This is a genomic window from Paenibacillus oralis, assembly GCF_003863965.1.
GTDB lineage: Bacteria > Bacillota > Bacilli > Paenibacillales > Paenibacillaceae > Fontibacillus > Fontibacillus oralis.
This window is the reverse complement of the sequence record NZ_RRCN01000002.1, coordinates 197,228-224,215: the sequence shown is the minus strand read 5'-3', so window position 1 is coordinate 224,215 and position 26,988 is coordinate 197,228. Positions and strand designations below refer to the sequence as shown.

General features: G+C 41.8%; 24 protein-coding genes and 2 pseudogenes. 10 read left to right on the top strand and 16 right to left on the bottom strand.

Going from position 1 to position 26,988, the window contains the following annotated elements; translation table 11 throughout:
* The first annotated feature begins 466 nt into the window (after nt 1–466).
* Together EHV15_RS34710 and EHV15_RS34705 are read left to right on the top strand one after the other, a co-directional pair.
* Nucleotides 467–871: a hypothetical protein gene (locus tag EHV15_RS34710; RefSeq protein ID WP_128635836.1), complete on the top strand. Its 405-nt coding sequence runs from the start codon at nt 467–469 to the stop codon at nt 869–871.
* 2 nt (nt 872–873) lie between these two features.
* Nucleotides 874–1,302, top strand: a complete 429-nt coding sequence (locus EHV15_RS34705; RefSeq protein ID WP_128635835.1) for a hypothetical protein — start codon at nt 874–876, stop codon at nt 1,300–1,302.
* A gap of 749 nt (nt 1,303–2,051) precedes the next feature.
* Here EHV15_RS34705 and EHV15_RS34695 read toward each other — a convergent pair.
* Both EHV15_RS34695 and EHV15_RS34690 read right to left on the bottom strand, forming a co-directional pair.
* Nucleotides 2,052–2,975, bottom strand: a complete 924-nt coding sequence (locus tag EHV15_RS34695; RefSeq protein ID WP_128635834.1) for an ATP-dependent DNA ligase — start codon at nt 2,973–2,975, stop codon at nt 2,052–2,054.
* Between the two features lie 300 nt (nt 2,976–3,275).
* Entirely contained in the window at nt 3,276–3,965 is a 690-nt protein-coding gene (locus tag EHV15_RS34690; RefSeq protein WP_128635833.1) for a hypothetical protein, read from the bottom strand.
* Between the two features lie 938 nt (nt 3,966–4,903).
* On the opposite strand from EHV15_RS34690, the gene EHV15_RS34685 reads away from it, so the two are divergent.
* The gene (locus tag EHV15_RS34685; RefSeq protein ID WP_128635832.1) at nt 4,904–5,410 is read left to right on the top strand and encodes a hypothetical protein; all 507 of its coding nucleotides are present in this window, start codon (nt 4,904–4,906) and stop codon (nt 5,408–5,410) included.
* Nucleotides 5,411–5,577: 167 nt separating this feature from the next.
* On the opposite strand, the gene EHV15_RS34680 is transcribed toward EHV15_RS34685, so the two are convergent.
* The 3 genes from EHV15_RS34680 to EHV15_RS37085 all read right to left on the bottom strand — a co-directional run bounded on the left by EHV15_RS34680 (nt 5,578) and on the right by EHV15_RS37085 (nt 12,388).
* Nucleotides 5,578–8,088, bottom strand: coding sequence for a hypothetical protein (locus tag EHV15_RS34680; protein WP_128635831.1), 2,511 nt, complete (start codon nt 8,086–8,088; stop codon nt 5,578–5,580).
* A 15-nt stretch (nt 8,089–8,103) separates the two neighbouring features.
* The gene (locus EHV15_RS34675; RefSeq protein WP_128635830.1) at nt 8,104–10,032 is read right to left on the bottom strand and encodes a hypothetical protein; all 1,929 of its coding nucleotides are present in this window, start codon (nt 10,030–10,032) and stop codon (nt 8,104–8,106) included.
* Between the two features lie 1,084 nt (nt 10,033–11,116).
* Nucleotides 11,117–12,388: an HNH endonuclease gene (locus EHV15_RS37085; protein WP_218571297.1), complete on the bottom strand. Its 1,272-nt coding sequence runs from the start codon at nt 12,386–12,388 to the stop codon at nt 11,117–11,119.
* Nucleotides 12,389–12,930: 542 nt separating this feature from the next.
* Here EHV15_RS37085 and EHV15_RS34665 point away from each other — a divergent pair.
* Entirely contained in the window at nt 12,931–14,151 is a 1,221-nt protein-coding gene (locus EHV15_RS34665; RefSeq protein ID WP_125081887.1) for an IS256 family transposase, read from the top strand.
* Nucleotides 14,152–14,299: 148 nt separating this feature from the next.
* Here the strand turns inward: EHV15_RS34665 and EHV15_RS34660 are convergent, their stop codons facing one another.
* The 8 genes from EHV15_RS34660 to EHV15_RS34635 form a co-directional block, all read right to left on the bottom strand.
* Nucleotides 14,300–14,671 (bottom strand): hypothetical protein, encoded by a 372-nt coding sequence (locus EHV15_RS34660; protein ID WP_128635829.1) that lies wholly within the window; start codon nt 14,669–14,671, stop codon nt 14,300–14,302.
* 260 nt (nt 14,672–14,931) lie between these two features.
* Complete coding sequence (locus EHV15_RS36865; protein ID WP_178076115.1) at nt 14,932–15,087, bottom strand: hypothetical protein; 156 nt, start codon at nt 15,085–15,087, stop codon at nt 14,932–14,934.
* 149 nt (nt 15,088–15,236) lie between these two features.
* Entirely contained in the window at nt 15,237–16,280 is a 1,044-nt protein-coding gene (locus EHV15_RS34655) for an ADP-ribosylglycohydrolase family protein (RefSeq protein WP_246062093.1), read from the bottom strand.
* Nucleotides 16,281–16,584: 304 nt separating this feature from the next.
* Nucleotides 16,585–16,935, bottom strand: coding sequence for a hypothetical protein (locus EHV15_RS34650; RefSeq protein ID WP_128635828.1), 351 nt, complete (start codon nt 16,933–16,935; stop codon nt 16,585–16,587).
* Between the two features lie 184 nt (nt 16,936–17,119).
* Complete coding sequence (locus tag EHV15_RS36860) at nt 17,120–17,293, bottom strand: hypothetical protein (protein WP_178076114.1); 174 nt, start codon at nt 17,291–17,293, stop codon at nt 17,120–17,122.
* Between the two features lies 1 nt (nt 17,294).
* Nucleotides 17,295–17,798 (bottom strand): hypothetical protein, encoded by a 504-nt coding sequence (locus EHV15_RS34645; RefSeq protein WP_246062092.1) that lies wholly within the window; start codon nt 17,796–17,798, stop codon nt 17,295–17,297.
* A gap of 596 nt (nt 17,799–18,394) precedes the next feature.
* The gene (locus EHV15_RS34640; RefSeq protein ID WP_128635826.1) at nt 18,395–18,607 is read right to left on the bottom strand and encodes a hypothetical protein; all 213 of its coding nucleotides are present in this window, start codon (nt 18,605–18,607) and stop codon (nt 18,395–18,397) included.
* A 109-nt stretch (nt 18,608–18,716) separates the two neighbouring features.
* Nucleotides 18,717–19,727: a G5 domain-containing protein gene (locus EHV15_RS34635; protein ID WP_128635825.1), complete on the bottom strand. Its 1,011-nt coding sequence runs from the start codon at nt 19,725–19,727 to the stop codon at nt 18,717–18,719.
* Nucleotides 19,728–20,005: 278 nt separating this feature from the next.
* On the opposite strand from EHV15_RS34635, the gene EHV15_RS36855 reads away from it, so the two are divergent.
* The 6 genes and pseudogenes from EHV15_RS36855 (at nt 20,006) to EHV15_RS34605 (ending at nt 23,131) form a co-directional block, all read left to right on the top strand.
* A complete protein-coding gene (locus tag EHV15_RS36855) occupies nt 20,006–20,740 on the top strand; it encodes a hypothetical protein (protein WP_178076113.1) in 735 nt (244 codons plus the stop codon).
* Between the two features lie 8 nt (nt 20,741–20,748).
* Entirely contained in the window at nt 20,749–21,039 is a 291-nt protein-coding gene (locus tag EHV15_RS34625; protein ID WP_128635824.1) for a hypothetical protein, read from the top strand.
* A complete protein-coding gene (locus EHV15_RS34620) occupies nt 21,030–21,428 on the top strand; it encodes a hypothetical protein (protein ID WP_128635823.1) in 399 nt (132 codons plus the stop codon). Before EHV15_RS34625 ends, EHV15_RS34620 begins: the two co-directional genes overlap by 10 nt.
* A gap of 637 nt (nt 21,429–22,065) precedes the next feature.
* Nucleotides 22,066–22,269 (top strand): annotated as a pseudogene (locus EHV15_RS38510) (hypothetical protein); the annotation flags it as partial.
* A gap of 133 nt (nt 22,270–22,402) precedes the next feature.
* Nucleotides 22,403–22,795: a hypothetical protein gene (locus tag EHV15_RS34610; RefSeq protein ID WP_128635822.1), complete on the top strand. Its 393-nt coding sequence runs from the start codon at nt 22,403–22,405 to the stop codon at nt 22,793–22,795.
* Nucleotides 22,796–22,855: 60 nt separating this feature from the next.
* Nucleotides 22,856–23,131, top strand: a complete 276-nt coding sequence (locus tag EHV15_RS34605; RefSeq protein WP_128635821.1) for a hypothetical protein — start codon at nt 22,856–22,858, stop codon at nt 23,129–23,131.
* Nucleotides 23,132–23,199: 68 nt separating this feature from the next.
* Here the strand turns inward: EHV15_RS34605 and EHV15_RS37790 are convergent.
* From EHV15_RS37790 to EHV15_RS34590, 3 genes and pseudogenes are all read right to left on the bottom strand, one after another.
* Nucleotides 23,200–23,952 (bottom strand): annotated as a pseudogene (locus EHV15_RS37790) (DNA cytosine methyltransferase); the annotation flags it as partial.
* A 117-nt stretch (nt 23,953–24,069) separates the two neighbouring features.
* Nucleotides 24,070–25,914 (bottom strand): reverse transcriptase/maturase family protein, encoded by a 1,845-nt coding sequence (locus EHV15_RS34595; protein ID WP_128635819.1) that lies wholly within the window; start codon nt 25,912–25,914, stop codon nt 24,070–24,072.
* 67 nt (nt 25,915–25,981) lie between these two features.
* Entirely contained in the window at nt 25,982–26,422 is a 441-nt protein-coding gene (locus EHV15_RS34590; RefSeq protein WP_128635818.1) for a GNAT family protein, read from the bottom strand.
* Nucleotides 26,423–26,988: the final 566 nt, after the last annotated feature.

Genomic DNA, 26,988 nt, shown 5'->3' with positions numbered 1-26,988 from the left:
TATCGAAGCGAGGTTAATTCCTATACTATCCCAATACAAGGGTAGTTATGGCCGAGAAGTAAATCAGTGACGCCGCTTATATCATTTGTATTATTGCCGTCATGAATTTGGATATACAAACAACAATTTGGTAGAGTAGAGTTATATTAAGGAGGGTGACATTATGGGGAGACTGTAATAAGTGGTCGATTACGGCAAGCCTGAGCGTTATGGTGGATATCAATCCTGGTAGTGATCAGGAATGATCTTAAACACTGCCGGTACTGCGGGAGCCTGCTAATGGATACATGACAATATACGATTACATGAATATGGAATGCGAGATGAATATAAACGACCATCTGACGCTCGCAGCGGAAGCGGACGCCCTGGAGTGATGGTCGCGGATATCCACCACGAGTCGGCCCGGCCGGGCTACCTTCACATAGATTGATCTTTAATAATATTTGATAAGGAGCAGATGGCTTTGAGAGTGACTATTGATATTCAACCGTACAATTCCCGCCGATACGGCAAACCGTGGATCGCACACGTTAGTTTTAACGGGCCCAAGTTGATATACGATTTCAGTAACGGCAGCTACCTGGGAGACGAGGCCGGAGGCAAACTCTACATTGAGTGCACCCCCGGGGACGTGATCGCTTCTGGCCAGAAAGATAACCGGAGCGGGAAAAACACAGAAAACATCCTCTATATCGTCCAAAATGACGGTGTGTTGCAACAAGTCGACAAGGTATCCGCTTTCGAACATTGGGAGACGCAGCGGACGGCACCGATAGAATCCCGGCTTGCCAATGTCAGCACGGACGATCTAATTGCAGAGTTACACCGGCGCGGATATCAGCTCATCACAAATGGGGAGGAAGAATAGAAATGGACGAAATTGTAATCGACAGCACCGTCTTTGAACGGGACGAAGTCGAAAACTCGATTAAAAAAGCGATTGAAAAGGCGACTCTGATCAAATATGGCTCTCAAGTAGAGGTTTACGGCGACCAAGACGGAGTAATCCGGGTTGTAGCGTTCCCAAACACGGAGAACAATCGTCCGACACTTGGAGACCGGAAAGGTGAGGTATACGTACCGATCTACCGCATAACCAGCTTCCGCCCACTCGATAAAGAGGATTTGGGCGAGTGGTGGACAAATGATAAACCGGATGATGCTGGCGAAATGACTTGGGAAGAATATTCGTCTGCAAACTCTGGAGGCTGGCAGGCTACGCTGGCCCGTTGGGAAGAGGTCTGGATGGACGTAAACGTGCCAGAAATGGTGGAAAATGCGATGATTGATCTGGAATGAAAAAGAGCCTGCAATCGCAGGCCCCTTACCCCTTTTAGGTACGATAAAACACATTTTTGAAAAATAAAAACCAAATTTCAAATCCTTATAGGTACGTTAATAATATGCAATTACATATCTAAAAAACAAAAATCAAATTGCAATTCCTTTTAGGTAAGATAGCACGATTTTAGCTTAAAAAATAATCGTTTGTCAACTAGATACCCACCGACCGTGCGCTGGTGGGTCTGTACATTCCTATACCACGTATTTAAATTCGCACACTGTGCGAAGATACCGCGCATCACCGATCTTAACACTATTCTCCGTTATTTCTTGGATCTTACCGCTTCCTACAAGTTCACCCGCGACAAAAACTGCGATGGGCGTCCGTTCCATTTGCGCGGTATAAAGGTGGATATTGGAAGTAAGCGATCGCATGAAGCGGCTCGTCTGTTTCATATCTTTTTCACCTCTCTATAACTTTACCATAAAAACGAACAAAATGACAGAAATCTCCTTAGTAATAATGCAGTTTAAAGGGTTTTACTATTTTATTTAAACGAAACATGGTATTTTCGAACAATCTACGAATCCTGATCCGGCGGCGCAAGATGTGGATTTGTAAGGCTTCAGTTGCCTATCAAGACGATCCTAATGCATTATACAAAACCAGAGAAAATAAGCTCTCGAAGAGGAGTATCGGCCTGAAGATAGCCGGCCCCGTGTAAGTTTATTAATTTCAAATCACTTAAAGGACGAAACGGCATCTATACCATTCCGCCTTTACTTATGAAACGATCCGAATTATACAGAATAGGTGTACAGAATTCCTCAAATTTTGGTGACCGAAGTTTGCCGTCTTTTGTGAAACATTGAAATTTAACTTTACAACTTATTACCGGATCTAGAAAACGCCAGTCTTTCTTTTCCCCCCGAATAAACTGCTTTGACATCCGGTTAAATGAGCGAATCTCTTCAGAACGTGGAGGGAACTCCATTACACCAACATACGAGCCATTGATTGATAATCCCCAGCCAAAACCACCCTTGATTCTTACTGAAGCTACTTGGCAAACAATATACTGATAAGCTTTTATCTTTACGATATCTTTTGACCGGCTATTTAATACCAAGTGTCCATTAGGATTATATTGACAGATCCCCTCTAATCCGAGCTCTTTAGATTTCAAAAATAAAGTTTCACCGTCATCATATAAAGGAGTTATAGATAGAGTTTCCGATGGCTCTACTACCGCTGTAAGCGCCTCTCTGCGCTGCATAAAGCCCATGTTCAACATTGATTTTCCATCTAAAAACAATATATCCCACAACGGAAAGTGTGCTCTTAGTGTTGTAGCTATTTGCTTAACAGCAGCTTCCTTTTTCGTATTAAATCTAGCCATTGCATCATCCCACCATAACTTCGGAGGCTGATCTTTTGGTTGCGTTAAATCAAACGCAATACATTCCCCATCCAATATTGCTGTCTTTACGGGAAGTGTAATATTCATCAATTCGGGAAACCTTGATGTGACATCTGTCCCGTGTCTTGTAAAAGCTCTAACCTTACCGTGATCATAGTGTATCAGAATCCTAAATCCATCCCATTTTATGCTTGATTTCCAGCTCTTCTTTATCTGGGTCGGATGTAGGGGATGAAGCAGCATAGGTTTTAATGGTTGATTCAACATAGGCAAAACCCTCCATAATGAACATAACATGAGGGTGCACCAAAAAGGTATATGGAATCATTGGTCATACTGAGAATTATGTACATTTTTCTTTCTGTGTATTTTTAAGTTTTACTGCCTCAAAAAGCTGAGTACAAATCGTCTCGAAATACGGGAGTTTACTGATATCCTTATTATTTTGTGTTCATTTTACCGTTCGAAAAACAAGATGGAATATACTCAGTAATAGCACGATTCTTTTCAACTTTAACGCCCCTGTTTCCTTTATATATACATTCCATAAATGTATGGGACCAGACTTTAAAGACACCAATAGCGGCCATCCGTCAGGATGAATTCGTTGGTATCCGTGTTATAAAGAAGATAACTTCTTACCGCCATAATCCTGAGACATGTGCCGTACGTGTCAATATTATCGTCATACATATTCCCTTTTACTGTATTGTACGACGAGTAATGAGGATGATAGCATTCTTGGAATGCAACATCATCTGCATTTTGAATAATCTCAAACTCGAAACGAGCGTATTCAAATTCTTCAGGATCATTGGCCTCTACATCCGCAATCTCCAACACACGTTTTAAAACTTCAAAGTCCGACGAACTTATGTGATAAGCATCAATTTCGAACCGGATCTCCGGTTCGAGCCGAAATCTTGCCGATATTCTTGTTTTTCCTGCAGAAGAGTCGGATAAAAGAGATTCGAATGCCCAAAGAGAAGTGGTTCTCCCTGCAAATCGTTCATAACGAGTACCCTTTACTAAATCAGAGAACACATCAAACATTGGTTGATATTTTTCTTCATATGGGTCGTATTCGTCGTCGCCATAATCGTTTCTTAAACTATCATCCATGAGTGGTTCAGTCTGTTCTGTTTCACTTAGATTTTTGGATACCTCACATTCTATATCGCGTTCAACAATAACTTCACCACTTTTATTCTTCTTTGGAAATAAGGAAAAAAAGTAAGAACCAATTCGTTTTAACATCCCTTCCATTCCTCCTCTGTAAAATCATGAATAAACGATGCCTGAAGTATGGGCCTACTTTTCGATGTTTGAAAATTCGTAAGTAGCCTCAGACTCCCTCTAATGTTCCACCAATACCGTAACGAATACTTTACCTACTCCGGATGACATAACGAAAGCACCCCTAACAAGGCACAATAACCTTGTTAGGGGTGCTTCCCCTTACCTAGTATGTAATTAAATTCATTATATTAAAAATCATTCTCTATGTAAATCATGAAGGATAATCGTGCATAAAGAAACCGCTACAAGACCGCAGTTTCAACTTGTAAGATGAATTTAAATTAGTAGATGTGGTAGCTCCAAAATAGCAAGTCAAACGTGTAAAATCAAGACAATAGAAAAGTGACAGGTCCCTCCGGTCTCCTTTATACTTTAGTTATATTAATCAGGCAGGTGAATTATAATGGACAATAAATTCAGCAGTATCTCATTTGTCTTCTTATCGGTGTGGTTGTCTTTGGTACAGATCTGTTCACACGGATGCCGTCCATAGATCGCATCGGTATCGCCTTCCTCGGGGGCTATTTAATCTTGTCCCTTTATCATGCTTGGAAATTTGCTTCCCCTCGATTTTCAAACCTCACTTCGGTTGTCGTTTTCTGGCTGTTCCCGGTGGTGTTCGCTTTTACCGTTGTGCTTTCGCTTCTGATTGGGCTTGTCGTATCTATGCCGAAGTTCATCATTTCTTTCTGCAAATGGCTCTCTGAAAAGCAAGTATCCTGTACAACCCTTCAACATCAAAGCATCAATCATGATAATCGCCCAAAGCGTTTTAACCGGCCTGGACAAGGCGGATCGAACGTGGTTCCACTTAATTTTAAATCGAGGTAAGAAAGTGTCTTTTCTTCCTCCGGAAGCGGGGGTATCTTCTCCATAACACACAGGAAGGGAATTCTATGAAAGATGTCGTGGGTCTGACCATAACACGAGCTGTAATCGAGCAAAAAAGCACCACTGGAATTGAAAGATATTTTCATCAACTAACTACAAAAGGCCGCGCAGCTTATCAAAGCGTGGTGTTTATTTTCGATGGGTATAATGACACGTCTGAGCAAGTTTACGAGATAAAAGAGGTCCGGGATTGGGTTTACTCCTTGTTTTGTCTGTTCCCCCATCTTCTATATTTCATCAATCCGAAGATTGATACGCACATTACCTTACTGGCCTGTCTTGGAGATGTTCAAACGCTGCTTGTGGGAAGCACACCGCTTACACCAAATCAATATGAGGACCAGGGAATAGACATGATTGCTTATGCGCCGCATTACCTGTATAATGTTACGATTGATGATGATCTTTTTATGGCTATGGATTTCGCTTTACAAAAATACGGCCGCTCAATTTGCGATATTCCAGGAGCCTCCTTGACGATCAAGATGATTCGCGGAGTAACCAATAGATAATCTTGAGTAAAACATTATTCCCTTATCTCGTGATAAGGTCGCAAAACGAAGCGCCCTACAAGCGGAATTACTTTTCGCGATAATTGATGCATAATCAAAATGGTCGATTAATTATAGTAAATAAACAAAGCTCGCTCCCAAAGGGGTCGAGCTTTGTATTTAGCGATTTAGGATGCTGCCACTTGGAACATGACCTTCCCCTTGTTAAAGTGTCCCTCGTTTTCTTCAATAGCTTGACCAGAGAGGCTGTCCAAGTATTGAAAACCGTTCTTCGAAAACGAAATGAAGATGTGGAAGTAATCCGTTACAAAGGAATTGAGCTCTTCCAAATCATCAGAAGCGTATTCGTCAGCTAAAACCAACTTGGCACCGAGCTCCTTGCTCTTCTCCATTGCCAACTTAACGATTTCTCGGCGAACCGCTCTTCCATGTTCACCATCCATATTTGTATAGCAACGTTCCAGGAACAAAATTAGCTCTTCTTTTGGCTCGATTACGTCTTCGATCACTTCCCCTTCTTGATGAGCCTCTACGTCTTTGAAACCAAGCCTTTTAGATTTGAAAGGTTCTTTCTTCGTAATGAACTTTTCGGAGCCTTTTGTTAAACGAATGATCGCGCGGGCCACAACATGACCTTTGCGCCCCTTGGCCACAATCACTTTCTTGTTTGTATCAAAGTTACTGAGGAGACAGCGGGAATACTTCCCGTCATCCCAATGCTGACAAGTTTCAACCGGATATTGACCGAGGCGTAGCGTTGTCTCGTAATCATATGTCTCATGGACCAATATCTCTTTCATTTGAATGCTCCGGTTTCTCATCCACTCCTTGATGACTTGATTTGTCACTGGCATGCCAATTTCGAGTTCAAAGTCTTCTTGTACGAACTTGATTTCCTTTAGCTTTCCAGAAAGTTCCGCTTTCGTAATCAAGTTTAGATTTTGCAGTTGATACGATTCAAATTTCTTGCTCTGGTACAGATGTTGAAAAATTTCGCATAGCCCGCGTTCGTAATAATCGACAATGTTGACTTTATACTTCTGAATGAAATCGCTGGAAACATTCAGTTTCTCAAACAGGAACTGGCAGGCTTTATTCCTTTGAACGAACATAAGCTTTGCTTCATCAAGCGAGTCAGCAATAGCCAACAATTCCCTTTCATTCAGAATAAAGTCTACATCACTGCCCTTTTTCAGACTCGTCAGGAACTTTTCAAACAGTGACGGCAGAAGCAATACCTTAAGGAAATGGTGGTCTTCCGCTCCTGAAAGACAAAGGTGTTTTTCTTTTACCCATTGTTTCATCGGCATGACTTTTACCAAATCTTTGACAGCAGCAAATAGGTCTTCATCAGTTTGGTACAAATTCCTAACCGTCTTCAACTCTGGCAGTTCCCGTGCAATCCGAAGCCGTTCCCCAACAGTGAAATCCTCAATGAGACTGTAGTAAAAATCGATATCCATGTTCGATTTGCCATAGAGGAATTGAAACTCCTCGAAGGTTAAAGGAATATCCATATTAAAGAGTCTCAGATGCTCCTCTTCTCTGATCATGATAGACAGTGCCACAAGATTCCTTTCACTCAAGCTGTTGAGATTAATAATCGTCCGAAATTCCTCGGTGAAAAGGAGATTGTACCTAGTTAATTTAACGAATACCTCTCTCGCCTTCTCATTCAAGATAAGGCGAAGGAATCCTTTCTTCCTGGATTCAATGCAATGCTTCAGCAGATTGATATGATGGGGAGCATATTCATGTGCATGCTTAAGCGCATCAGAGGCAAGTGATTGTTCTCCATAGATAACGGCATATACGTTGGTGGAATCTCGGGAATAGACATTCTCCGACAACTTCTGGATTTCCGAATCCAGTACTACAAGGTCCTGTTCACCATACAGTTGCTCAAACCATTCAGCAAGGAGAGGCGGGCTAACGGTATACAAGAGCTTCTTGAGATCCTCACAAAGGGATTCGGCATTTTCCGAATTTCGCAGTGTTCCCTGAAGTACTGAAAAAATCTTCTTTGATGTAGGTTCACCGACCACCTCATATAGAGCTTCAAAAAATTCGATATGAGGAATGCAGTCTTTGTAAATTTCAAGCCGTTCATCCCATGGTACTTCTTCAACGTTTAAGTAGGATGATCCCCACAGCCGAATGAGTCTTACTCGTTCGTCAATTCTCATTTTCGGATAATGATATTCCATGTAACCTATTGAATTCATGCCGGAAACTGTTTCGACCAGTTCTTCCAATGGCGTATCGGAATAGACCCTAAGATAAGCCAAAGTATCTAAAAACCAGTCAGGAAAACTAAGACGGTCCCTATTCGAGTAATAGTAGGTGTTCCTTGCCTTTAATCCTTCACTCAGCCTATCATACACTTCCTGAAAAAAGGAGGAATCAAGGACCGTTTCAATTTCAGATGCCGGAAACCTGGTTTTAAACAACTGGTCCAAAATCTCATCAGAAATTGTGGTGTTGTTTACAAAGTCAATGAGTTTTTGTGAAGAAAGAACTTTGTTCCACGATGTCCCTCCCAATTCAACTTTCCGAGTGATCTCCGTGATCTTTAAACGATTTAAAATCGTTATTGACTCAAAATCATAAGAAGAAATTCCTTTTATGGAAGCCTCAAAAAGCGAATTCAAATGATCTCCTATTAGCGATGTGATCATGTATTATTACCTCCACTAAGCTATTTTGATTTTTTGGGTTTTTTCCAATGCGGCAACTTCAATTCGGGCAATCTCATCGGGATTAAAGACGTTTTTCGAACGTAATTTATAGAATACGAATAGCATTCTACCTACGTCAAAATTATCTTTCGTTTCAAGAGAAATAAGACTTTCAATAAAGGCAGTTCGAAGGCTTTCGTTTTCCATCATTTTGCTCCAATGCTTTCCTGCAAAGGTGGAGAGACTATACCGCGAGCAACTCTTCAATTCTTTACACAGCTCTTTAATCCGAAGCTCCTCAAGTTCCTCCGGAGTCATATATTTTTCTCGAATCATTTTTAATTGGTATTCCGAAAGGAGTTTGCTGTTATACAATTTCCGTTCAATGCCATCAATATCTGCATCTGAAAGCTCGAATAGATTGATGAACTCAACATTCTTCAGCATGTCAAAGACTCTTTCCGGATACTTGCTTGCATTGTATGTATACAAGGCATTCAAATAAATCACATATAGGCGTTTCTTCAGGTCGTCTGACATCTTAGACTTTAGCCGGTTGAACACTACCTCTTCAGCCAAAAAACGGTGGTAAATAGCCTTCACCCGCTCCAAGAAATCAAGTAACTCAGCGAACGATTCTTTCTCTTTCAGAATTTCGATAATAAATCTCGTCATACCGCGCTCTTCCAAGTCGTCAATTTGGTCCAAAAAAATGTAACCATGCTCCAAGCACATTTCCGTGTAGGTCTTCGTCACCTCAAAATTTATACCGAGCATCTCCCTAAGATGTTCAAGGTAGTCAAACTGCTCTTTGGTCATTTTGTACGACTCTAAGAGTCTCTCGATGATTTCAAGCCTCAACTTGCCCTCTACAACCTCTTCTTGGAGTAAAGATACATAGGATTCGTTCAGATGGAGGAAAAGGATATCTTTAGCTTTTTCGACGAGAAGTTTTAAATTATTCCGGTTCGGAAATATTTTTGTTTCCTGGTGCGTAAGCCGTCGAAGAAGGAAGCGCAGAGGATGACCTTCACTTTTATCCTTCTCAAATTCCAGGATCATGTTATCCAGTATACGGATAACTTGCTCTGGTACATCGAGTTCTGATGTAAAATGGACATCGAGGAAATTATCCTTGATCCGTTCAAACCCGGGATTTGTAATGGAATGGTTCCTCGGCGTATTTTCATATGCAAGGTAGAAATTAATGACCGTAATGTCGTTGCGCTTGACACCTAGAACCTGGCTTGCAGGGTAGTTATTATCTCTGGTGATCTCTTTTGTCCGGAGAGACGAAATAACCTGAAGGAGCCGGGACATACCTTTCGTTTTAAATTCTTTGGAAGTCGGCTTGTTAAGATCTCTATATACCCCACTTAAAAGAAGCAAAAGTGGATATTCCACATGAATGTTGGTAAGACTCAGCTGCATTTCATCGATCTGCTTTAGGATGTAGTTACGAAGCTCATGGTTTGTTGCTTGAGCTGCGTGGAAATCGGAAAGTAGAGAAATTAATAATACCCGTTCCGATTCACTATCGAACGTTTCTGAGGACGTAACCAGCACGTCGAGAATATGACTCAATTCCGGCACACTTTCCAGGTCTCTTCGGCCATAGTTCAAAATGGCAGCTGCAGATGGAGCATGCCAATGATTTTTCAAATACTCGCATACGCTCTTGATGAACAATTTCTTTTGGTCATACAAAAAAGTTCCTGATGAGGATTGCATAATGGCCAAAATCAATGCGAGAAGATCCCGATTATCTTTAATGATTCCTCGATCCTGCCAACGCTCTGCAAGCTCCCCGATGTATTCTAGATTGTACATTTTCGAGAATTTCAAAACTGCTACATTCTTCTGTTCAGAGAAAGCAATGATCTCCTGCATAAGAGAAAAGTTAATACTAGGAAAAAGTTCGTATGTAATACAATTTAAATCCATTGAAATTTCCTCACTCTCATATTTTTTGAAATAGAAAAAGCGGACCTGTAATTTATACAGGAGCCGCTATTTGATGACACTTCGTATTGAATTATTTAAAACATACCTATACAAGAAAGATCCGGCTATATTTGTTAAAATACGTCAAATAAATATCATCGGCCATTAGGTATCCTCCTCTGGTTGCCGCAACCTGGCAAAATACCAGCCACAGGAACGTTAACAAAATGACTTTCTCTACCGCCTGAGAATTATTGCATACTAATCGCTCCTTTACCAATATGAAAATAAAAAAAGCGCTAATTTGATTGGTTGTTTTAGACGCAATAAATGCGAATAAAAAATAAACCGCTCAAATAAGCGCTATTTAACAATTAGAATGTCCTTTTCGGCTCATGCCCAAGGATTGAAGCAATGAAAAAATAAAGGTATGCCATTATTTTATCATATGAATCCTGAATACGGAATAATATTTGCTCTCTCTTAGTATTTGTCGTATTCCGAAATCTTGATCATTTCCACATAATCGAGTGAACTATAATATGCTCTGTTATCTCTCCCTCTTCGCATAACACTCTGAGGTGCTTCGGCTCCACAGTTCGAGATTAATGATCCAGTCTTTCGTAAGTACAAACTTTGTCACAATGTTCTTCTCCTTCTTGCTACTTCTGCAGCCTTACTACTGCTCTGGGGGTATCAGTGTCTCCACCCAGGTTACAGCAGCTAGAACTGCTTCTTCAAATGTATTATGGTTCAGTAAACACCAACCACCTTACGGGTTCATGAAAAAGCAAGAATGCACCCTACAGACTAATAACGCGTCTGAGAGGTGCTTCCACATTTGCTATTAGATTTGTATTCATTTCGGCAAACTAAACAACCTTCGCAACAGCCGAACTATCCAGGCCACTGCCAGGTGCGCTTCATTTTCGTACTATTCATTACATCTACTGAATCTCATCCCAAGCAGTCATTAGATTCTCCAAGATTTTAAGCTTTTCTGATTTCGTCCTGTCCAATACAAATAGGATAGACCTTGTATATCCAATGACTACGGCTTGTTGAAATTTCCGTTCATTTTCTTTTAGTATCTCAGCCTTGAAAAACTCAACTGTTCCATATTCCATTCTTGTACCCCATCCTCTTCCATCTGTTCATTAACCAAAAAAAGATCGAGTGTTGTATCCGCCTTAGAAACATTGCAACTTAGGCACGCCGTGACACAATTTCGCGGCGATGTGAACCCACCTTGTGATGCTGGATGAATATGGTCTATGGTATGCCCAGGCTTGCCACAGTATTGGCATGTATGTTTGTCACGCCGTAAAATTTGCTTACGAAACGTTTTGTAATTCTGACTGAACACGTTAATAATAATATTCGGGTAGTACGGAACTATTTTACAAAACCCTTCTTCAATCAGTAGAATGGCTAACTCGGTGTGTATGAAACGCCATTCCCACCTATTATTCCCGCCTTTGAATAACTGAATGATATGTGAATTTGAATGTAACAAACTAACATCGTCGATCAACTGCCGCTTTTGCATAATAAATTCCATGGATCGAATAACATTCTTAATATTAAGGCGATCTATAACGGACAATGACTTTTTGATTTCCATATTAAGTGACGGATGCTCTTTAAGGTTAAGACGGGTTTTCCAACAACTTTTGCAGATCGAACTATATACAAATTCATTTTTATTGCGCATTTCCTGGCAAACTGAGCAAGCTTTTCTAAGGTGAGAATGAGCACCTATTTCCCTATGAGGATTTTTGTCTATTCTCTTTAATTTCTCCGAAATTGGGAGCAAATTGCACAATCTACAAATACAAACCGAGTTTGCTGGCGACCATATACCACCCTTATCCTTTGGAACTAATCGGTATATTTGTTCCCCTTGCTCTCCACAAAAGTAACATATTCCACTATCACGTTCGATTACGAAATCCCTAAGTTGTTTTTTATCATAGATCTTCAAAATCTTGGTTTCATTAACGACCCTTGCAGCTTTTTGATGAACATATTTGACCGCCTCATTATAGGATAATTCCATTCTATACTTAGGCTTTTTCGATATGAGAATAATTGAGGGGGCAGATGGATCTAAATCTTCTATGTTAAAGTTATATGAACTTTGCGCATCCATTTGGTCCTTTAATTTTTTTGCTTCTTGGATACGCTGTTCCAGATCGTCCAAACCTGCGCAATTCGAACAGTAAGTTACGGATCTCCATCCGCCGTTTTTTTTGGGCCTTAAAAAGTCATTTGCACTTTTCGTCGTTCCACAAACAATACAGGTTTTAAAAATAGGCGTCTTCTCGCCTTCAAAAGTTACTTTTTGGTCTTTCATTGGCATCACCCCTCCTCGATATCCGGAGTATGGCTTCTATTTCAATTATGACTGTTTATCACATTTTACTCAAGTGATCAAATTATTCAACGGTTTTCATCATAAATAATAGACCTTTACCTTAAATATTCAGTCAATGTTCATGATAATAAATACTATGCTTATAATTAGGCTGCTTGTAAGCGATCCAACCAAACCAGCCACAAATGCATTCTTGTTGAATAGTGCTTTAATCGGATACTTACTACTCCAAATACCGATAGTGAAGAGTAGACAAGCTACGATCCAGTAACCAATCCTGACTCCATGTCCTATATTTGAATGAAGCATGGCATTCGCTATAGAACTTCCTGTTTCCTTTATGTCGAGAAAAAAAATAAACCGAATGAAAGGGGCTGCTGCGAAATAAATATCTCCTATGCTTTGGCCCTTGAGGGATTGGATTATAATTGCTGGTATGCAAAGAATGAGAGTCTGTAAAATAGTTTGTGTAAACTCCAAAACCTATTAAAATGGAACTAATAGAAAGGTTGGGAGAATACATGGGACTTTGGACGAAACAACAGTTGCGCGACTTCATTAAAGAGAATAATCTGGTAACGGCACAGGATGCTCAAAACGCATTAAAGAACCTGTTTGCAGAAACAATCCAGGAGATGCTCGAAGCGGAGATGGAAACACATCTGGGCTATGCCAAGCACGACATCACGGCGAAAGCGACGTCAAACAGCCGTAATGGCAAAAGCAAGAAAACTGTCGTCAGTGAGTATGGTGAGCAAGAAATAATCGTACCCCGTGATCGCTTGGGCGAGTTTGAACCGCTTGTGGTGAAGAAGCATCAGTCCAATGTCACAGGCATTGAGGAACAGATCATTGCGCTTTACGCGAAGGGCGTCAGCACGCGTGAAATTCAAGATCATCTACAGCAGTTGTATGGCATCGAAGTCTCCCCGACACTGATCTCGAACGTGACGAACAAGGTTATCCCTATGGTTAAGGAATGGCAAAATCGGCCGCTACAGAGCGTATATGCCGTTGTTTTTCTCGACGCCATTCATTTCAAAGTGAAGCAAGACGGAGCTATTGTCAACAAGGCGGCTTACATGGTCATCGGCATCGATCTGGACGGGAATAAAGACGTCCTAGGCATGTGGATTGGCGAAAACGAGTCGGCCAAGTTCTGGCTCAATGTCTTGAACGAGTTAAAAAACCGCGGCGTACAAGACATTCTCATTACGTGTGTCGATAATCTAACCGGTTTCTCGCAAGCGATAAGCGCTTGTTATCCCGCTACAGAGATTCAGAAGTGCATCATCCATCAAATCCGTAATTCAACGCGCTACGTGTCCTACAAGGACTTGAAGAAGGTGACGGCCGATCTGAAGCCGATCTACAAAGCAGCAACCGAAGAAGCGGCGCTTGTGGAGCTAGATCGCTTTGAGGAGGAGTGGGGCAAAAAGTATCCACTGATCGTCCGTTCTTGGCGCAACAACTGGAGCGAGCTCGCTACATTCTTCAAGTACCCGCCGGAAATTCGCAAGTTGATCTACACCACGAACATGATCGAGAGTTATCACCGTCAACTGCGCAAAGTGACGAAAGGCAAAAGCATCTTTCCGAGCGACGAGGCTCTCCTTAAAATGCTGTATTTATCCACAATGGACGTTGTACGGAAATGGACGGGCCGTGTTCAGAACTGGGGACAAATGCTGCTACAGTTTTCGGTTTTCTTCCCTGATCGCGTGGGTCAGCACTTGAGGTAGGGGGGCGGAGTCCCCCTCTAAGCATCACCCTCTACATTCGTTTACACAAAATTCTTGACAGACCCAAGAATGAAAATCATCCCTATCGGACTTAGTAAAAAAATTGTTTTTCTCATGATTCGTCTCTCTCTTTCATACAGCTGATTATCTAATATGTAGCTTTATATGCTTTTACTAGATCTTTCGCCATTGTACCTACCGTCTCATCATCATGATTTTCATTTGATGTAATTTCAATCAGTAGATTTAGCAGTATGTCCCTTGGATCATATTCCGGATCAATCTTATTTTTATGCAACTTTTCTTCAAAGTGTTGAAGGTAGCTTCCAGATTCATTTTCACTTTTTTTGATAATGATCTTGTACCCGTCCACTTCTTTTATTGGAGTTACATTAACTGAATGTTTTTCAGTTCCGATCGCGTACTGCTCCACTTCTTCAAGAATCTCATTATACTTACCCGCACGAATGGACACTTCTAAGCATGTGTCGTACATTTCCACAAGTAATAACTGTTCCATAATTCACTCTCCTATTCAATGAGTTACGTCGGACAACCACCTTTATTTCTAAACTCTTCATTTATTATTAAACCGATCTCTTTTCCATTTTCGAATACCCTGACATACGGATCTCCATCATAAACTAGCAGGTTATCAGGCTTTGTATTAATTGAGGCATCATTATCTTGATCCGCATAAAAAATGTGTTGCTAAGAACCTGAGATAATACAGGTTACATAAGTTTTATCCATTAACAATACACCATCTTATTCATTGAATTAGTTGGAATTTTGCCGCTCAATTTGTTCCATTAAGGTATTTCTTTCGATAGTCATAAGTTCGATATAAGTGATTAATGCCAGCAACTTTCCGCGGACAGGATCGCTATAATTAATCGCCATTTGCTTAATTTCTAGCAGTTCTTTCTCATCCATTGTTATGCATGCTCCCTATTCATTTTGATATATTCTTCTTCCTTGAAAAAGTCCTACCTGAACGTGGCAATTCATCCAGACACATTATATCCCCTCTATTGAGAGTACGATTTCAGGCATATTCTCTGCACCGCAAGAATTGTTTTTGATTAAGAATCCAAGGAGTTAAGAAACTGATGAGTTAGATCCTTGATTTCATCCATTCTTGCCAGAACATTGACCCATTCTGGTGGAATATTTTCGAAACCGAATGCTAATCCGGCAAGCCCACCAGCAACACAGCCAGTGGTGTCAGTATCTCCCCCCAGGTTTACTGCAGAAAGAACGACTTCCCGATAAGAGTGATAGTTCAACACGCACCAGAATGCTGCTTCCAAGGTATCCACCACATAGCCACCAGAACGAATAAAATCAGCCGGCAGCCTTGAGATATCCGTATAAACGAGCGGGAAATGAGTGACTTCCATTTCAGACCCAAAATGTTCCTTAATGGTATCCTGCATCATCTTATAACTCATAAATCGATCATTTCCACAAAGCAAATTAGAAGCAAATTCAACCAAAATGATGCAGGCTATGATTGAACGCCTATGGGCATGGGTTATGCTCGAAACCTCCGAGATGATCTGAATACGCTTCTCAAATGGCATCTTGTAGGTGATGAACGAAATCGGCAGAATCCGCATTAAGGAACCATTCCCATTGCTGTATTCATCATAGAGTCCTGCAAGTTCAGGTGACGGTACTGTGCTGAGATTATCCAACGCCATCTTGGTAGTGTTTCCAATATCAAATACATTCCCGTAAGGAGTCCAATATCCCTCTCTATACCACATTAAAAACCTTCCGGCAATGGAGGTCAGGGAATACCCATCCACAAGGGCCTCGAGTGTACATAAACTCATTGAGCTATCATCTGACCACGTTCCTTCTGGTTGATTCCAGGTTCCGAATCCTGTCATCCCCTCAATGGACTTTGCCGAAAGTGCGTCCCTGCTTTTAAATTCGGCCGGAACACCCAATGCATCTCCCACACAGGAGCCAACTACGGCCCCGAGGATCTGATCGGAGAATGTGGGATGGATGCGAGGAAAGTTTTCACTTACTGTTTCTTGAGCATCAAGGTATTCATCCATTCCATCTTCTGGATCGCGCTGGCGCGTACTAAACCATTTGTGTAATAATTTACGCAAGTTTGTCCCCCGCTTCTTAAATAAACCGTTATTCAGATGTTACAGCATATAATCATGGAAAACGTTTCTTCAATTCTTTGTACTCCCAAGACCGGAGTATGCGATAATGTCCAGTGAGATAGTCGTTATCTTGTGCATGAATACCGATTGAAGCAAGGCCAGCCTCGCGGAGCATTACTTCAATGTCATATGAATGGTGAGCAACTAGATAAAAACGTTCCTTCCCGTCCCTGCCATGAGCTTTGGTGATCGTTGGTATAGATGGAACCCACCCCACGCGATTACCCCTCCCTTGCAACTCAGTCTACAAGCGCTGATCTCTCATTTTCCATTTTCTTGAACCTATGAGAATTGTAATGGACACAATTAATAGCCCGGAAAGAGCAATTAGCAAATCGTTTTCATACCGACAGGCAGCAATCAATACGGCAATGTTTTCAACAAAGATAATAATTTTGACAAACTTATTCAACTGCCCCGCTTTTGAAGCTATGGCTTGAACAGGTTTCATCAGCAGGACTCCTAAAACAACTAAAATACAAATTGCAATCCATCCTTGATAAGATTGCTGCTTGAGATAGCTGAACTCATACATCACTGTATAAGCAAATATCACATAGACCAAACTGTACATGTGAAACAGACCCTTACTCAAACCAATCCCACCTATCTTAAATATCATTTCATTTATCCCCAAAAGCCTGAAATAAAAAAAGAAGTACCACAAACAGATCGTTTAAGATCTGAGTGGTACTTCCACTTCTTATTTATTCAATTGAGATCATTATAATCCAAAGCGTACAGTTCAGCAAACTTTCATTAACCTTCCCAACGCGATCCTATCGGCGGATCTCCTCTTTTTTTGTATTGTCGGCCTTATACTCCTCAATGGATTTCTTCATGGTTCGACGGATGTCTTCCATCTCTTCCGGTTCAACAGGCATCGCAACCTGATATCCTTTATCCATTAAGTCTTCGACTTCATCGAAAAAATCACGTTTTTCTATTCTCATCTTACTCACTCCCCTGAAAGTATTGCTTTACGAGAAGCTTTGCACGATCAGGCTTTATTTCCATTAACAGCCCATTCCCAATACGTTGAGCTCCAATGGCTTGTTCGTAATGGGATACCAAACTGGATTTGGATTTGAACGCTACAAAGCCTTCGCAGCCAGTCTCAAAGCTGATTTTGCATGCGATTGCGAAAAGGTGAGCGCCAACCCCACTAAAGAGTTTCGTTTCGCTCCCTTTGTTCGCAGGGGCACTCTCGACTAGATTTACGAAAACGAAGCCTTGATCCACCGTTAAGCTCACCAAACCTTGAATGTCGTCTGAACCGACGACCAGCAGCTTGAATACTTCCCGATCGGAAGATCTGTGTTCCTTATTCCAGTCGAATAACCAGCCGGATTTGGCATTAACCTGCTTCAAATCAGAACTCAACAGCCAACTATACTCAGTCTTATATTGTTCGCCTGATTGCCGGTGGATTAAACATGGGGTAAGCTCATCGATCAAAACATCAATCTGCTGCTTCCCCTGAATTCGCCTTAAAAAAGTCAGTATTCATGAAATGAACTCCTCCTTATTATACCACAAAGACGATTATTCGGATGGTTAACCTTCCGACCCTTACTTTCCAACCAGCTGATAACGAGATATTCAGGAGAAATATGTAATAGCATGATTCTCCATCAAAACACCCTTCTACTTTACCGTTATGGACTAAATCCGTTGCTTTTCCTTTGGAAAATCGTTCTGTACACTTTATCCAATATCAGTCCTCTCAGGAAATTAGTATAAAGCAAATTCTCACGAAACTCTTTGTAAAAATAAAAGACACCAAAACGTGATCATGACATTCAAAAAAACAGTCATGAATGGTAATGGTGTCTTAATAACCAAAGGTTTTTATTTTGCACGATCGCCATAAGCGAATTTTGAGACAGACTAACCCCCATTTTTGTGAGAGAATGAATTAAGGATTAGAATGCTCCCTATGCCCAGGCTGGGGAGTGATGTGAAAAATGTAAAAATAATATACATATCCATTTTATCATTTCAGCTTGATAGTGAGCAAATATGTGTAGTTTTAATTTTTTTAGACTTGTGATTCAATCTCTGGCCAATGCTTCCATGATCTCAAGTTCCTCATTTCCTTTAAGGGCCCATATCAAATCGTCAGGTAAATTCTCAAGATCCCATGCTTTATTCAACCCGGTCCAGCCACTCTTGTCCTTTACATATCTCTTTTCATAGACCTTCCCTTCGTAAACAAGCTTTTCTGTAAAGCCATTTGGAGTAATAGTCCTCGTGAATGAATTCATTTTTAGCCTCCTGGTCATCGTATTTATTTATTGGATAGAGTTTCAAAACTCTAACTTCCAACAATCCTAACCTTTTGCTAAACTCGGAGTAGTTGTTTCGACCAACTATTCAATTCGGTTTCTTGGGACCGATAACATACACCGTATTGCCGCGCTTACGTCCGAAATTATTTACCTTCTCTAGATCCTCGATATATATATCAATCTTTTTCCCCTGTATTGCACCCCCCGTGTCTTCAGCCTTTCTATAACCAACCCCTTCGATGTACACCCACCATCCCATAGGGATAACGGTTGGATCGACAGCAACTGTCCTTCCTTCCGATACGGTGGTTCCTGAAGATGTAATTCCATATTCAGGATCACCCGGATATTTACCCGTTGATTCAAAACCTGCTGTATATGCCGTCAGCTCAACTTCATCAAGCTTGAACTCATAATTCACCGGCCTGGCCCCAATGGTAATCACTTTTGACTTCGAAGAAGGAAAGCTAGTCTGCCCTTGAGAAGTAGGAGAAGGAATCGTTTCCCCTGCCCCTGTTTCATTCCTTTCCGATATAACAGGCTCTGGCTCTATAGGCTGAAATGAAACAGCTGTTCCTACAGCAACAACTCTCGGAATATAAGGTGCTATGACGCTACGGGAGAGGATCTTCTCTGTCACGGAAACGCCGTTTTCAACTCGCAAGGATTTCTTAATCCTCTCCTTACCAGAAACCCCTTCTTGAATGACCTGTTCCTGTCCAATCAAAAGCTCCGGATCATCATACTTAACGGTTGTATATGGAATTTCCTCTATGATCTCTGATTCATTTTGCGAGATTCGAGTTATCCGGATTTCAGTGTTTGCAGACAGTTTCGTGAGTGCAGCCGGCTCTACAAGATCTTGTCTTCCCACATCGATCTTCAGTTGCTGTAGCACTTCACCAACAGTTTCTACATGAGTATCAACCGTTATGTTTTGGTTATCTGCCATGACTACAACTCGATGTTTTTCAAGGATCTGGGGCTCGTTTGACTGCCCTTCAACCTGAAGAATATATAATAGTGACAACGCAGATATAATTGGTATTGCAATGACCAAAGAAAATAGAAGTTTTCTCGCCTTGCTGTAATACATAAAGCATCTCTCCTTTCAAAATCAAAAAAGCACCAAACTTGCCCTTGGGCAGGTCTGGTGCTTCCAGCTTCGATTATTTGATTAATGATAGTATAAGGGAGTTCCCCCTTATAGAGCAAGCATAAATTAGTCTTTTGAGGCACGATACAATTATGTTATTATGAGATTAATTGAATACTTGGAAAGTGGAAGCACCACTCGTAGACCCTTTGGGTCTCGTGTGGTGTTTTCTTTTTTTATACGCTATGTCGAAATAAAATACGAAAGGAACATGGAAAATGAAACTATCAAGAAGAGAGGTTTTGAACTGTCTGAAAGCTGGAGATAACTTTTTCAGTCCAATTAGTGACACCGAAGTTTACCGTCTGTTGAGCTGGCTTGCCGAATCTTTGGGATTCGTCAGGACTTCAAACCTAACAGAACTTCCGACTTACGTTTTAAACAGCGTTACCCCGACACAAAGACACCGAGTAGATGTTTGCGTAGGATGCATTTCTAAGGGGCAGCACTTCCCCGCCTTTCATGAATTCTACGATTTTATTCAGGACAACAAGCTCGGGAATCTCGCTACTTTCACGAATGAAGAACTCGTCATCGTAAAGTATTTGACCTCCCTTCTTATGAATAGCATTGAATCCGGCACCAATCATTCGCATGATGACAAACCTGTAAAAGTAACACCATACACCTGGGATCGATACACATCGTATAAAAAACTCAATCAATCCATGGATAAGGTCAAAATTCTCTTTCAGATCCGGGATGCTATTAACGCGGCCGACCAAAATAACGAAGAGAGACTCACCATTACATTTAATAAAACGAGCGACATTAAGTGGATATTGGGATTAGCAGGCGGTTTACACTTCTGGTGGGTTATTGATTTTGTAATCGAACGAAACAACAATACTATTGCCCTTTTATACAGGAATTGTCGCATTCATGGTAAATCAATTCCCGTATCACTATGGGAGGATCAGCTTATGGATGCGCGGGTGCCAATTAATTCGTAGGAGGAAAAATGACGGGGATACGTTATCTTATTCGTACGAAACACACGATGAGGGCCAGTGAACCACAACAAAGTGAATATCCACTTGTGCTCGACCGATTTCGGAACCCTACATTAGGCGAACTTACCAACATGTTAAAAGTTCATGGATTCGATATGGTTATCTGCGATTTTTCTCGCCTTATTTTTAATCCAATCGAGGAATTTGAAACTGAAGTGATTGCCATTCAAGTGACAGGATGGACTGTCGATCACTCGTGGAAAAAAGAAAATGAAACCAGGAGGGCAAAATGGAACTGAATTTTGGGCTTGCGATTATCTTTTGTATATTGATCGCTGTGAACGTTGTTTCTCTCGTCTTACTAAAAATAATGGACCTGCGTCCATACTTTATCGAGACTGCTTTAATATCTGGATGCTTGGCCTTTTGCGCAGCTGCTTATTTTACAGGAATCGCGTACTTCTTGCTTGGTATTCTTTTATATGGGTTCCGACTCACGAGCGTCGATAATATTCTAAAAGTGGTAGTTCTCTTTGGAGGACTTCTTCTTGGATATCTCACCGGTAACAACTTCTATACCTATACGTCAGCTTTGGTCTTGACCATTTTTACAATTATCCGTGTTGTCGAAGCCATTATAGAGATCACCCTATGGCAACCCGAAAACGAAGAAGTAGTCGAAGCGTAATCTCTCCCACCCGCTCTCCCAGAGGGGCGGGCTTTATTTTTGCTCTCTTGGGATTCGAAGATACCTTCCGTTTGCTTTACAATGAAACTACCAAGTAAACGGAGGATATTCAGATGACAATGCACCGAACCATAAACCAAGCAACCTTCTGTCCATGTGGAAGCGGGAAAGCAATTGCCGAATGCCATAAGAAAGCAAATGCAAAATGGGAATTCGTGGGTAACAACTACCTTGGAGAGCCGATTTATACCGATCCATCCCTGGAATCCGCAATTAAAGAAAGATTGGACAAGATCGAACAACGTGCTTATAAAGTCGAGACTAAGCAAGAAGCTCTGGATCTACTGGATGAAATGTATGAAGTGATCGCTCCAGATTACAACGCTATTTCGAATCAAATGTCCTGCCGGAAAGGGTGCGCTGCCTGTTGTTATCAGGCTATCCCCTCCACTGCTCTTGAAACGGCCCGAATTAAGAAGTTCATTGCCAATCACGAAAGAAGAGACGAATGGCTCAAAAAAATCAATGAATTAAATGATCATTACCCTAAAGCCAAAGGGAACTCAACCTTCACTGAGCTTGCAAGTACTTTTTCGAAGGAAGACCCTGCCCTTTTCTTTCAACAGAGGATAATACATGCGGCATTTACCCTGTCCGGCCACAGACATGTCGTTCTCATATGGTGGTTAGCGATCCACAATCCTGCCACGCACAGACTGTCGTCAATGTTGGAATGTATCATAGCCAAGTGTATACAGAGCAAACGACCAAAATTGTACTCGTCCTTAATGCTATGATCTATCCGAATAAGAATCCAGAGTTCCTTATTCACTTGTTTTAATAATTAAATAGGGTGACCTTTGGGTTACTTTAAGTCACCCTATCCTACTCTTTCGAAACGATGGATGCAGTCTAATGCGGTTCTACGGTACAATATGTGTAAGATCAAAGTGAGCTGGAGGTTGTATATATAGATGCATTATAGTAAAAGGATTCAGCGAATTTCTTGTGATCTTTTGGTCTATCTCTACACATATCAAGAGTTTGATGTGTATGTACAGAGGAACTTGGAGGAAATTGTTTCATTAATTAATGCGATTCCTCAAAATAAAGGTCGCGTACGGAATGGTATTATTTTTGAAGGAAGTTTCGATTATTTGGTGAAGCATATAAAACTGCTAAATAAAATGGCAAGATTATTTGAAAACCGCATGAACGGAAAATATTCACTCGGAGATTTTATCGTATTTCTGAGAAGTGAAGGTTCGAAAAGAAGTCACCTGTCGTTGATCGCACGCGTGAAGAATTTTCTGGTACCGACATTTTTTCGTTTACCAGGTACTGGTGACGAATCTCAAAAACAATAAATACCGCCCACATCTTATGTGAACGGCAGGGGTAGTAAAATATAATTGAGAGGTGAATCTATGTCCAGACACGGTGATGATACTTTTGAACAAGAGGTTCTTGATTCCATTCATTACATCATTCATAACTTTAAACCGGAAGTTTATGATGTGAAAGAACAATTGGACTTCTTGCATCTCAATATTTTGCTGATTGCTGAAGGTAAAATGGATGAAGTAAATCATTGGCTTTTAGAATATGCAGATAAGAGAAACATGTCTCCGAAAAATATGATCGTAGACTTGGGCAACGTTTATCACTGTATGTTGAAATACAACGTGAAGTTAGATGCCTAAGTGATAGCTTAACGAAAAAGAGCCGCCACATATTAATGTGAACGGCTCTATTCTTTTGGCACATATGGTCAGATGATTCCAACCATTCTATTATCCCTGGCGTTAAGCAGCTGCAGCCGAAGAGACTGTGCAAGAGCTTTACCAAGCAAATACGGAACGCCGTTACCGGTTAGACGGTACTGGTGACTGAGCTTTACTGATCCCGGAATGACGTAACTATCGGGTACCGACATGATCCGAAGTGCCTCCCTGACCGTTAACCGTCGATCGGCGGTTGGATGAAGGAATTCACGTCCATCCTTGGCGATATGGGCCGTTAAGGTAGGGCTAACATCGTCCCATGGAAGCCGGCGCATCCCTCTCCTTTGGTTCCTTGGATTAAGAATGACATCATAAAGCCGTTCTGGACTCGGACTCTCCCAGTTGGTCGTATGATTAGGGATTAACGGTTCCTCGTACAAAAACTTGGTAACCGTAGCAGCCTCAGGTAGGTCTCCGATCACGTCACGCACAGTCCTTCTTATTTGCGGAGGTTTAGGGAACTCATAAAAGAATCCGAGATCTTTTCGAATTCCAGCAATGATCACCCGTACTCTACTCTGTGCAACCCCAAAATCGGCAGCATTTAGTAATTGGTACCCCATATTGTAACCCAAATCCGTAAAGGAAGTGAGTAAACGGTATAAGGTATCCTTGTGCCGCCGAGCTAGATTTGAAACATTTTCCATGAGAAATGCCATCGGTTTATTATGGGCAATGGTGCTCTGATACTTCCAAATGAGCCGGCCGGTAAGCCCCTCTTCTCCACGGTTTTTCCCATCTGAGGAGTAGGATGGGAGCCCAGCGCCTTATCTGATTCCTCAGACAGGTTTCCAAGCCCCTTCCCCCGAACCGTACTTACAGGTCTCCCTGTATACGGCTCTCCAATGCTGATACATCTAATCAAGCTTTCCCGCGTGGAGTTTGTGATGGCACCCTTGTCCATTAGGGAGGACGCAGAGTACCATCGTTTTTCGTTGCCTTGCTATCATAACCCGCTCCCAGGCTTTCTTGCCTTTCAGATCCTTGAGCTTCCTGACGTGGTGAACTTCGAACTTGCCATCCGTTCTGCCACAACAATCACATTTGTTAGCGGATATTCTCTGTTCCAAGCTCGTGATTTTGTTTCCGATCACGAAGTTGTGGATCAGGTCCACAGTCGCATCGTCCTTCTGGACAGGTTCCTGCCTAGTTAGCGGTGCGTTGTGGAATTCCTTAAACTTCTTGCCGCTCTTGGTCTTGTAATAAGCACCGAAGCTACCGTTTAGACGGTATGCTTCTGAGCCAAGCAATTTCTTCGTGCTTGACTTGTGCTTGTTTGCGAGTGTCTTTAGGCAGCTGTACTTCATGATGTACCTTGCCGCGTGAAGTTTTTGACTTACGTCATGGGCAAGGTTGAAGTAGTTGTACAGTCCACGGATTTCAGAATTATATGCCTCTATAATCTCTGCGTCGGAAAGATTGGTTAATCCTTTCCGATGGATTGATACCCAGTTTCCGTTTTTGTCGAACCCTAGAGCCTTCTTGGACTTGAGGAATCTTTCGATTCTATCCATGGGGACCGTGAGCATGACGTGCCCGGAAATATTTCTTTGTTTGATTCCCAGAACATTTCTGCGAGTGGAGTTTGAATCCTGTGCCACGTAGATTTCGTAGCCAAGAAACTTCGCCCGGTCTTGTCCGTGGGTAATCAAGGTTTTCTCATCGGAGAGTTCCAGCTTCAGTTTTTCCTGAATGAAGGTCTTTATCGCTCCTTTGATTTTCACCGCGTCTGCTTTGCTGCCAATGACTCCTACGATGAAGTCGTCGGCGTATCGGAAGTATTTCAGTCTGCGGAATCCTTCATCCATTGAATTTCGGGAGGGAATCCTCTGCATTTCGTTGAGGAGTTGCGCCCGTTCCGTTACGATCGCCTTACGGCTATCCTTGGAGAGTTTGTCCCAGTTCTCGTCGAGTTTTCTTTTAAGCTTGTATCTTCTCGATTCGAGCCGCTTCCATTCTGGATTCCTCTTTCTCTCGTTTCCCTTATTGAAGCTCTTGGCCATGTTTTCCATGTAGCTGTCGAGTTCATTGAGATAGATATTAGAGAGAAGAGGGCTCAGGGTACCGCCCTGCGGTGTGCCACTAAATGATTCCTTAAAAACGAAGTCTTCGACGTACCCTGCTCTTAATAGTTTCCATATCAAGGCCAGAAATCGTTCGTCTCTGATTCGTTTTCTGAGGATGCCGATAAGAATGTGGTGGTCAATATTATCGAAGAAGCCTTTGATGTCTCCCTCGATCCACCATTTGACCCCTGTGCATTCCAGCTTAATTTTACTCAGCAGCGTTCTGCAACTCTTTCCGGGTCTAAACCCGTGTGAGTTGCCGGAGAACCTGCCTTCGTAGATTGCTTCCAGGATGGTTCGAAGAACTTCCTGTAAGAGCTTATCCACAAAGGATGGAATGCCTAAAGGACGTTGACCACCTGATTTTTTGGGTATCATTTTCCTTCTAGCAGGTTTTGGCTGATATGACTGGTCACGTAAGCTATCAATAAGCCTACTTACCCGGTCCATATTGAAGCCGTCGATCATTTCTCCGTCCGTACCAGAAGTCATGTTCCCATCCTTCCCCTGAATTTTGGCATATGCCTTCAGGTAGAACTCAGGGTTGTAAAGAATGCGGTAGAGATCGGTGAAGAGGTATTCTTCCTTTTGGGCGTTCTTGATTAGATTGACTAATACAATGTTGGGATCTCTCATGGTCTCGCACCACTTCCTAAATTGTTTAATCAATCAACATCTGTCTTCCTTCGCCAGCAATTGCTCATTAGGAAGGTAATGGTGATTGAATTTTATGCCAGACAACCGTATTGGTATCCTCGGTTAAGAATTCTTCATCAACGATAAAACCATTGCTGAGAAAGAAGCGCTCGGACCTATCGGTAAATGGATTTGCTGACAGCGAGTCGAAAGGACACTCCGATTTGAGTAAATCAAACAGAGCAGATCCAAACCCGTGCCCTCTGTAATGGGTTAGAATGTAAAGCAAGTTAATGTGACCTGATTTTAATCCCACAGAAGAGAGTTTCTCAGTGAGGGAGTAGAACCCTATTAGCAGCTTATCAACCCATATACCATCTGCCCCAACTAAATCAGGACCGATGAGCGATGCGAGCGCCTTATCTTCACAAGGTAATTCCTCGTAGCAAATATTTGACCGTAGAGCATCAATATGAGTTTCAATGAGCGGCAAAAATTCAATGTTCATTAATATTCCTCGATTCTTCCCTTCTCAGGGAATAGTTTATTCCCGTGAAAGGGCAGATCTCGATATAGCAACTGTCCCATGATCAGAAGATATGGGTGTACTAGGCTTTCCCTAGCTCAGACTACTATGAAGACTCCGTTACCATGCCAGATATTCAGACCCTTTGGTCATAGCCATGTGGCATTCTGGTTTAGGTAATCTCCGTTTAGCACCTAGAACACTTGAGCCTGTCGTGATGTCGGATGCGACTTTCGCTCGTTGACCTCTTATTGAGGCTGGTCCGTTAAGGAGACACTTTCCGGTCTGTCGACTACTCAAACAGACTGGCCTAGCGGTGGATCGTCACAATTGCCTTTCGATCCCGGTTGCGTGGGCCCACCTTGAGCTATCGTTCAAGCAATCCAGCTTTCATCCTCGTTCACGACCTTACATCACGCCATTTCAGTCGTGGTCTGGCAATTGACCAACTTTTTGGCTATGCTGACATGCTGTGTTCTCCCTTACGGTTTCCCTCCGGGATAAGTCAGCTGATGTTGGGTTGAAGCGTTAGTGTCTTTCACCCACCT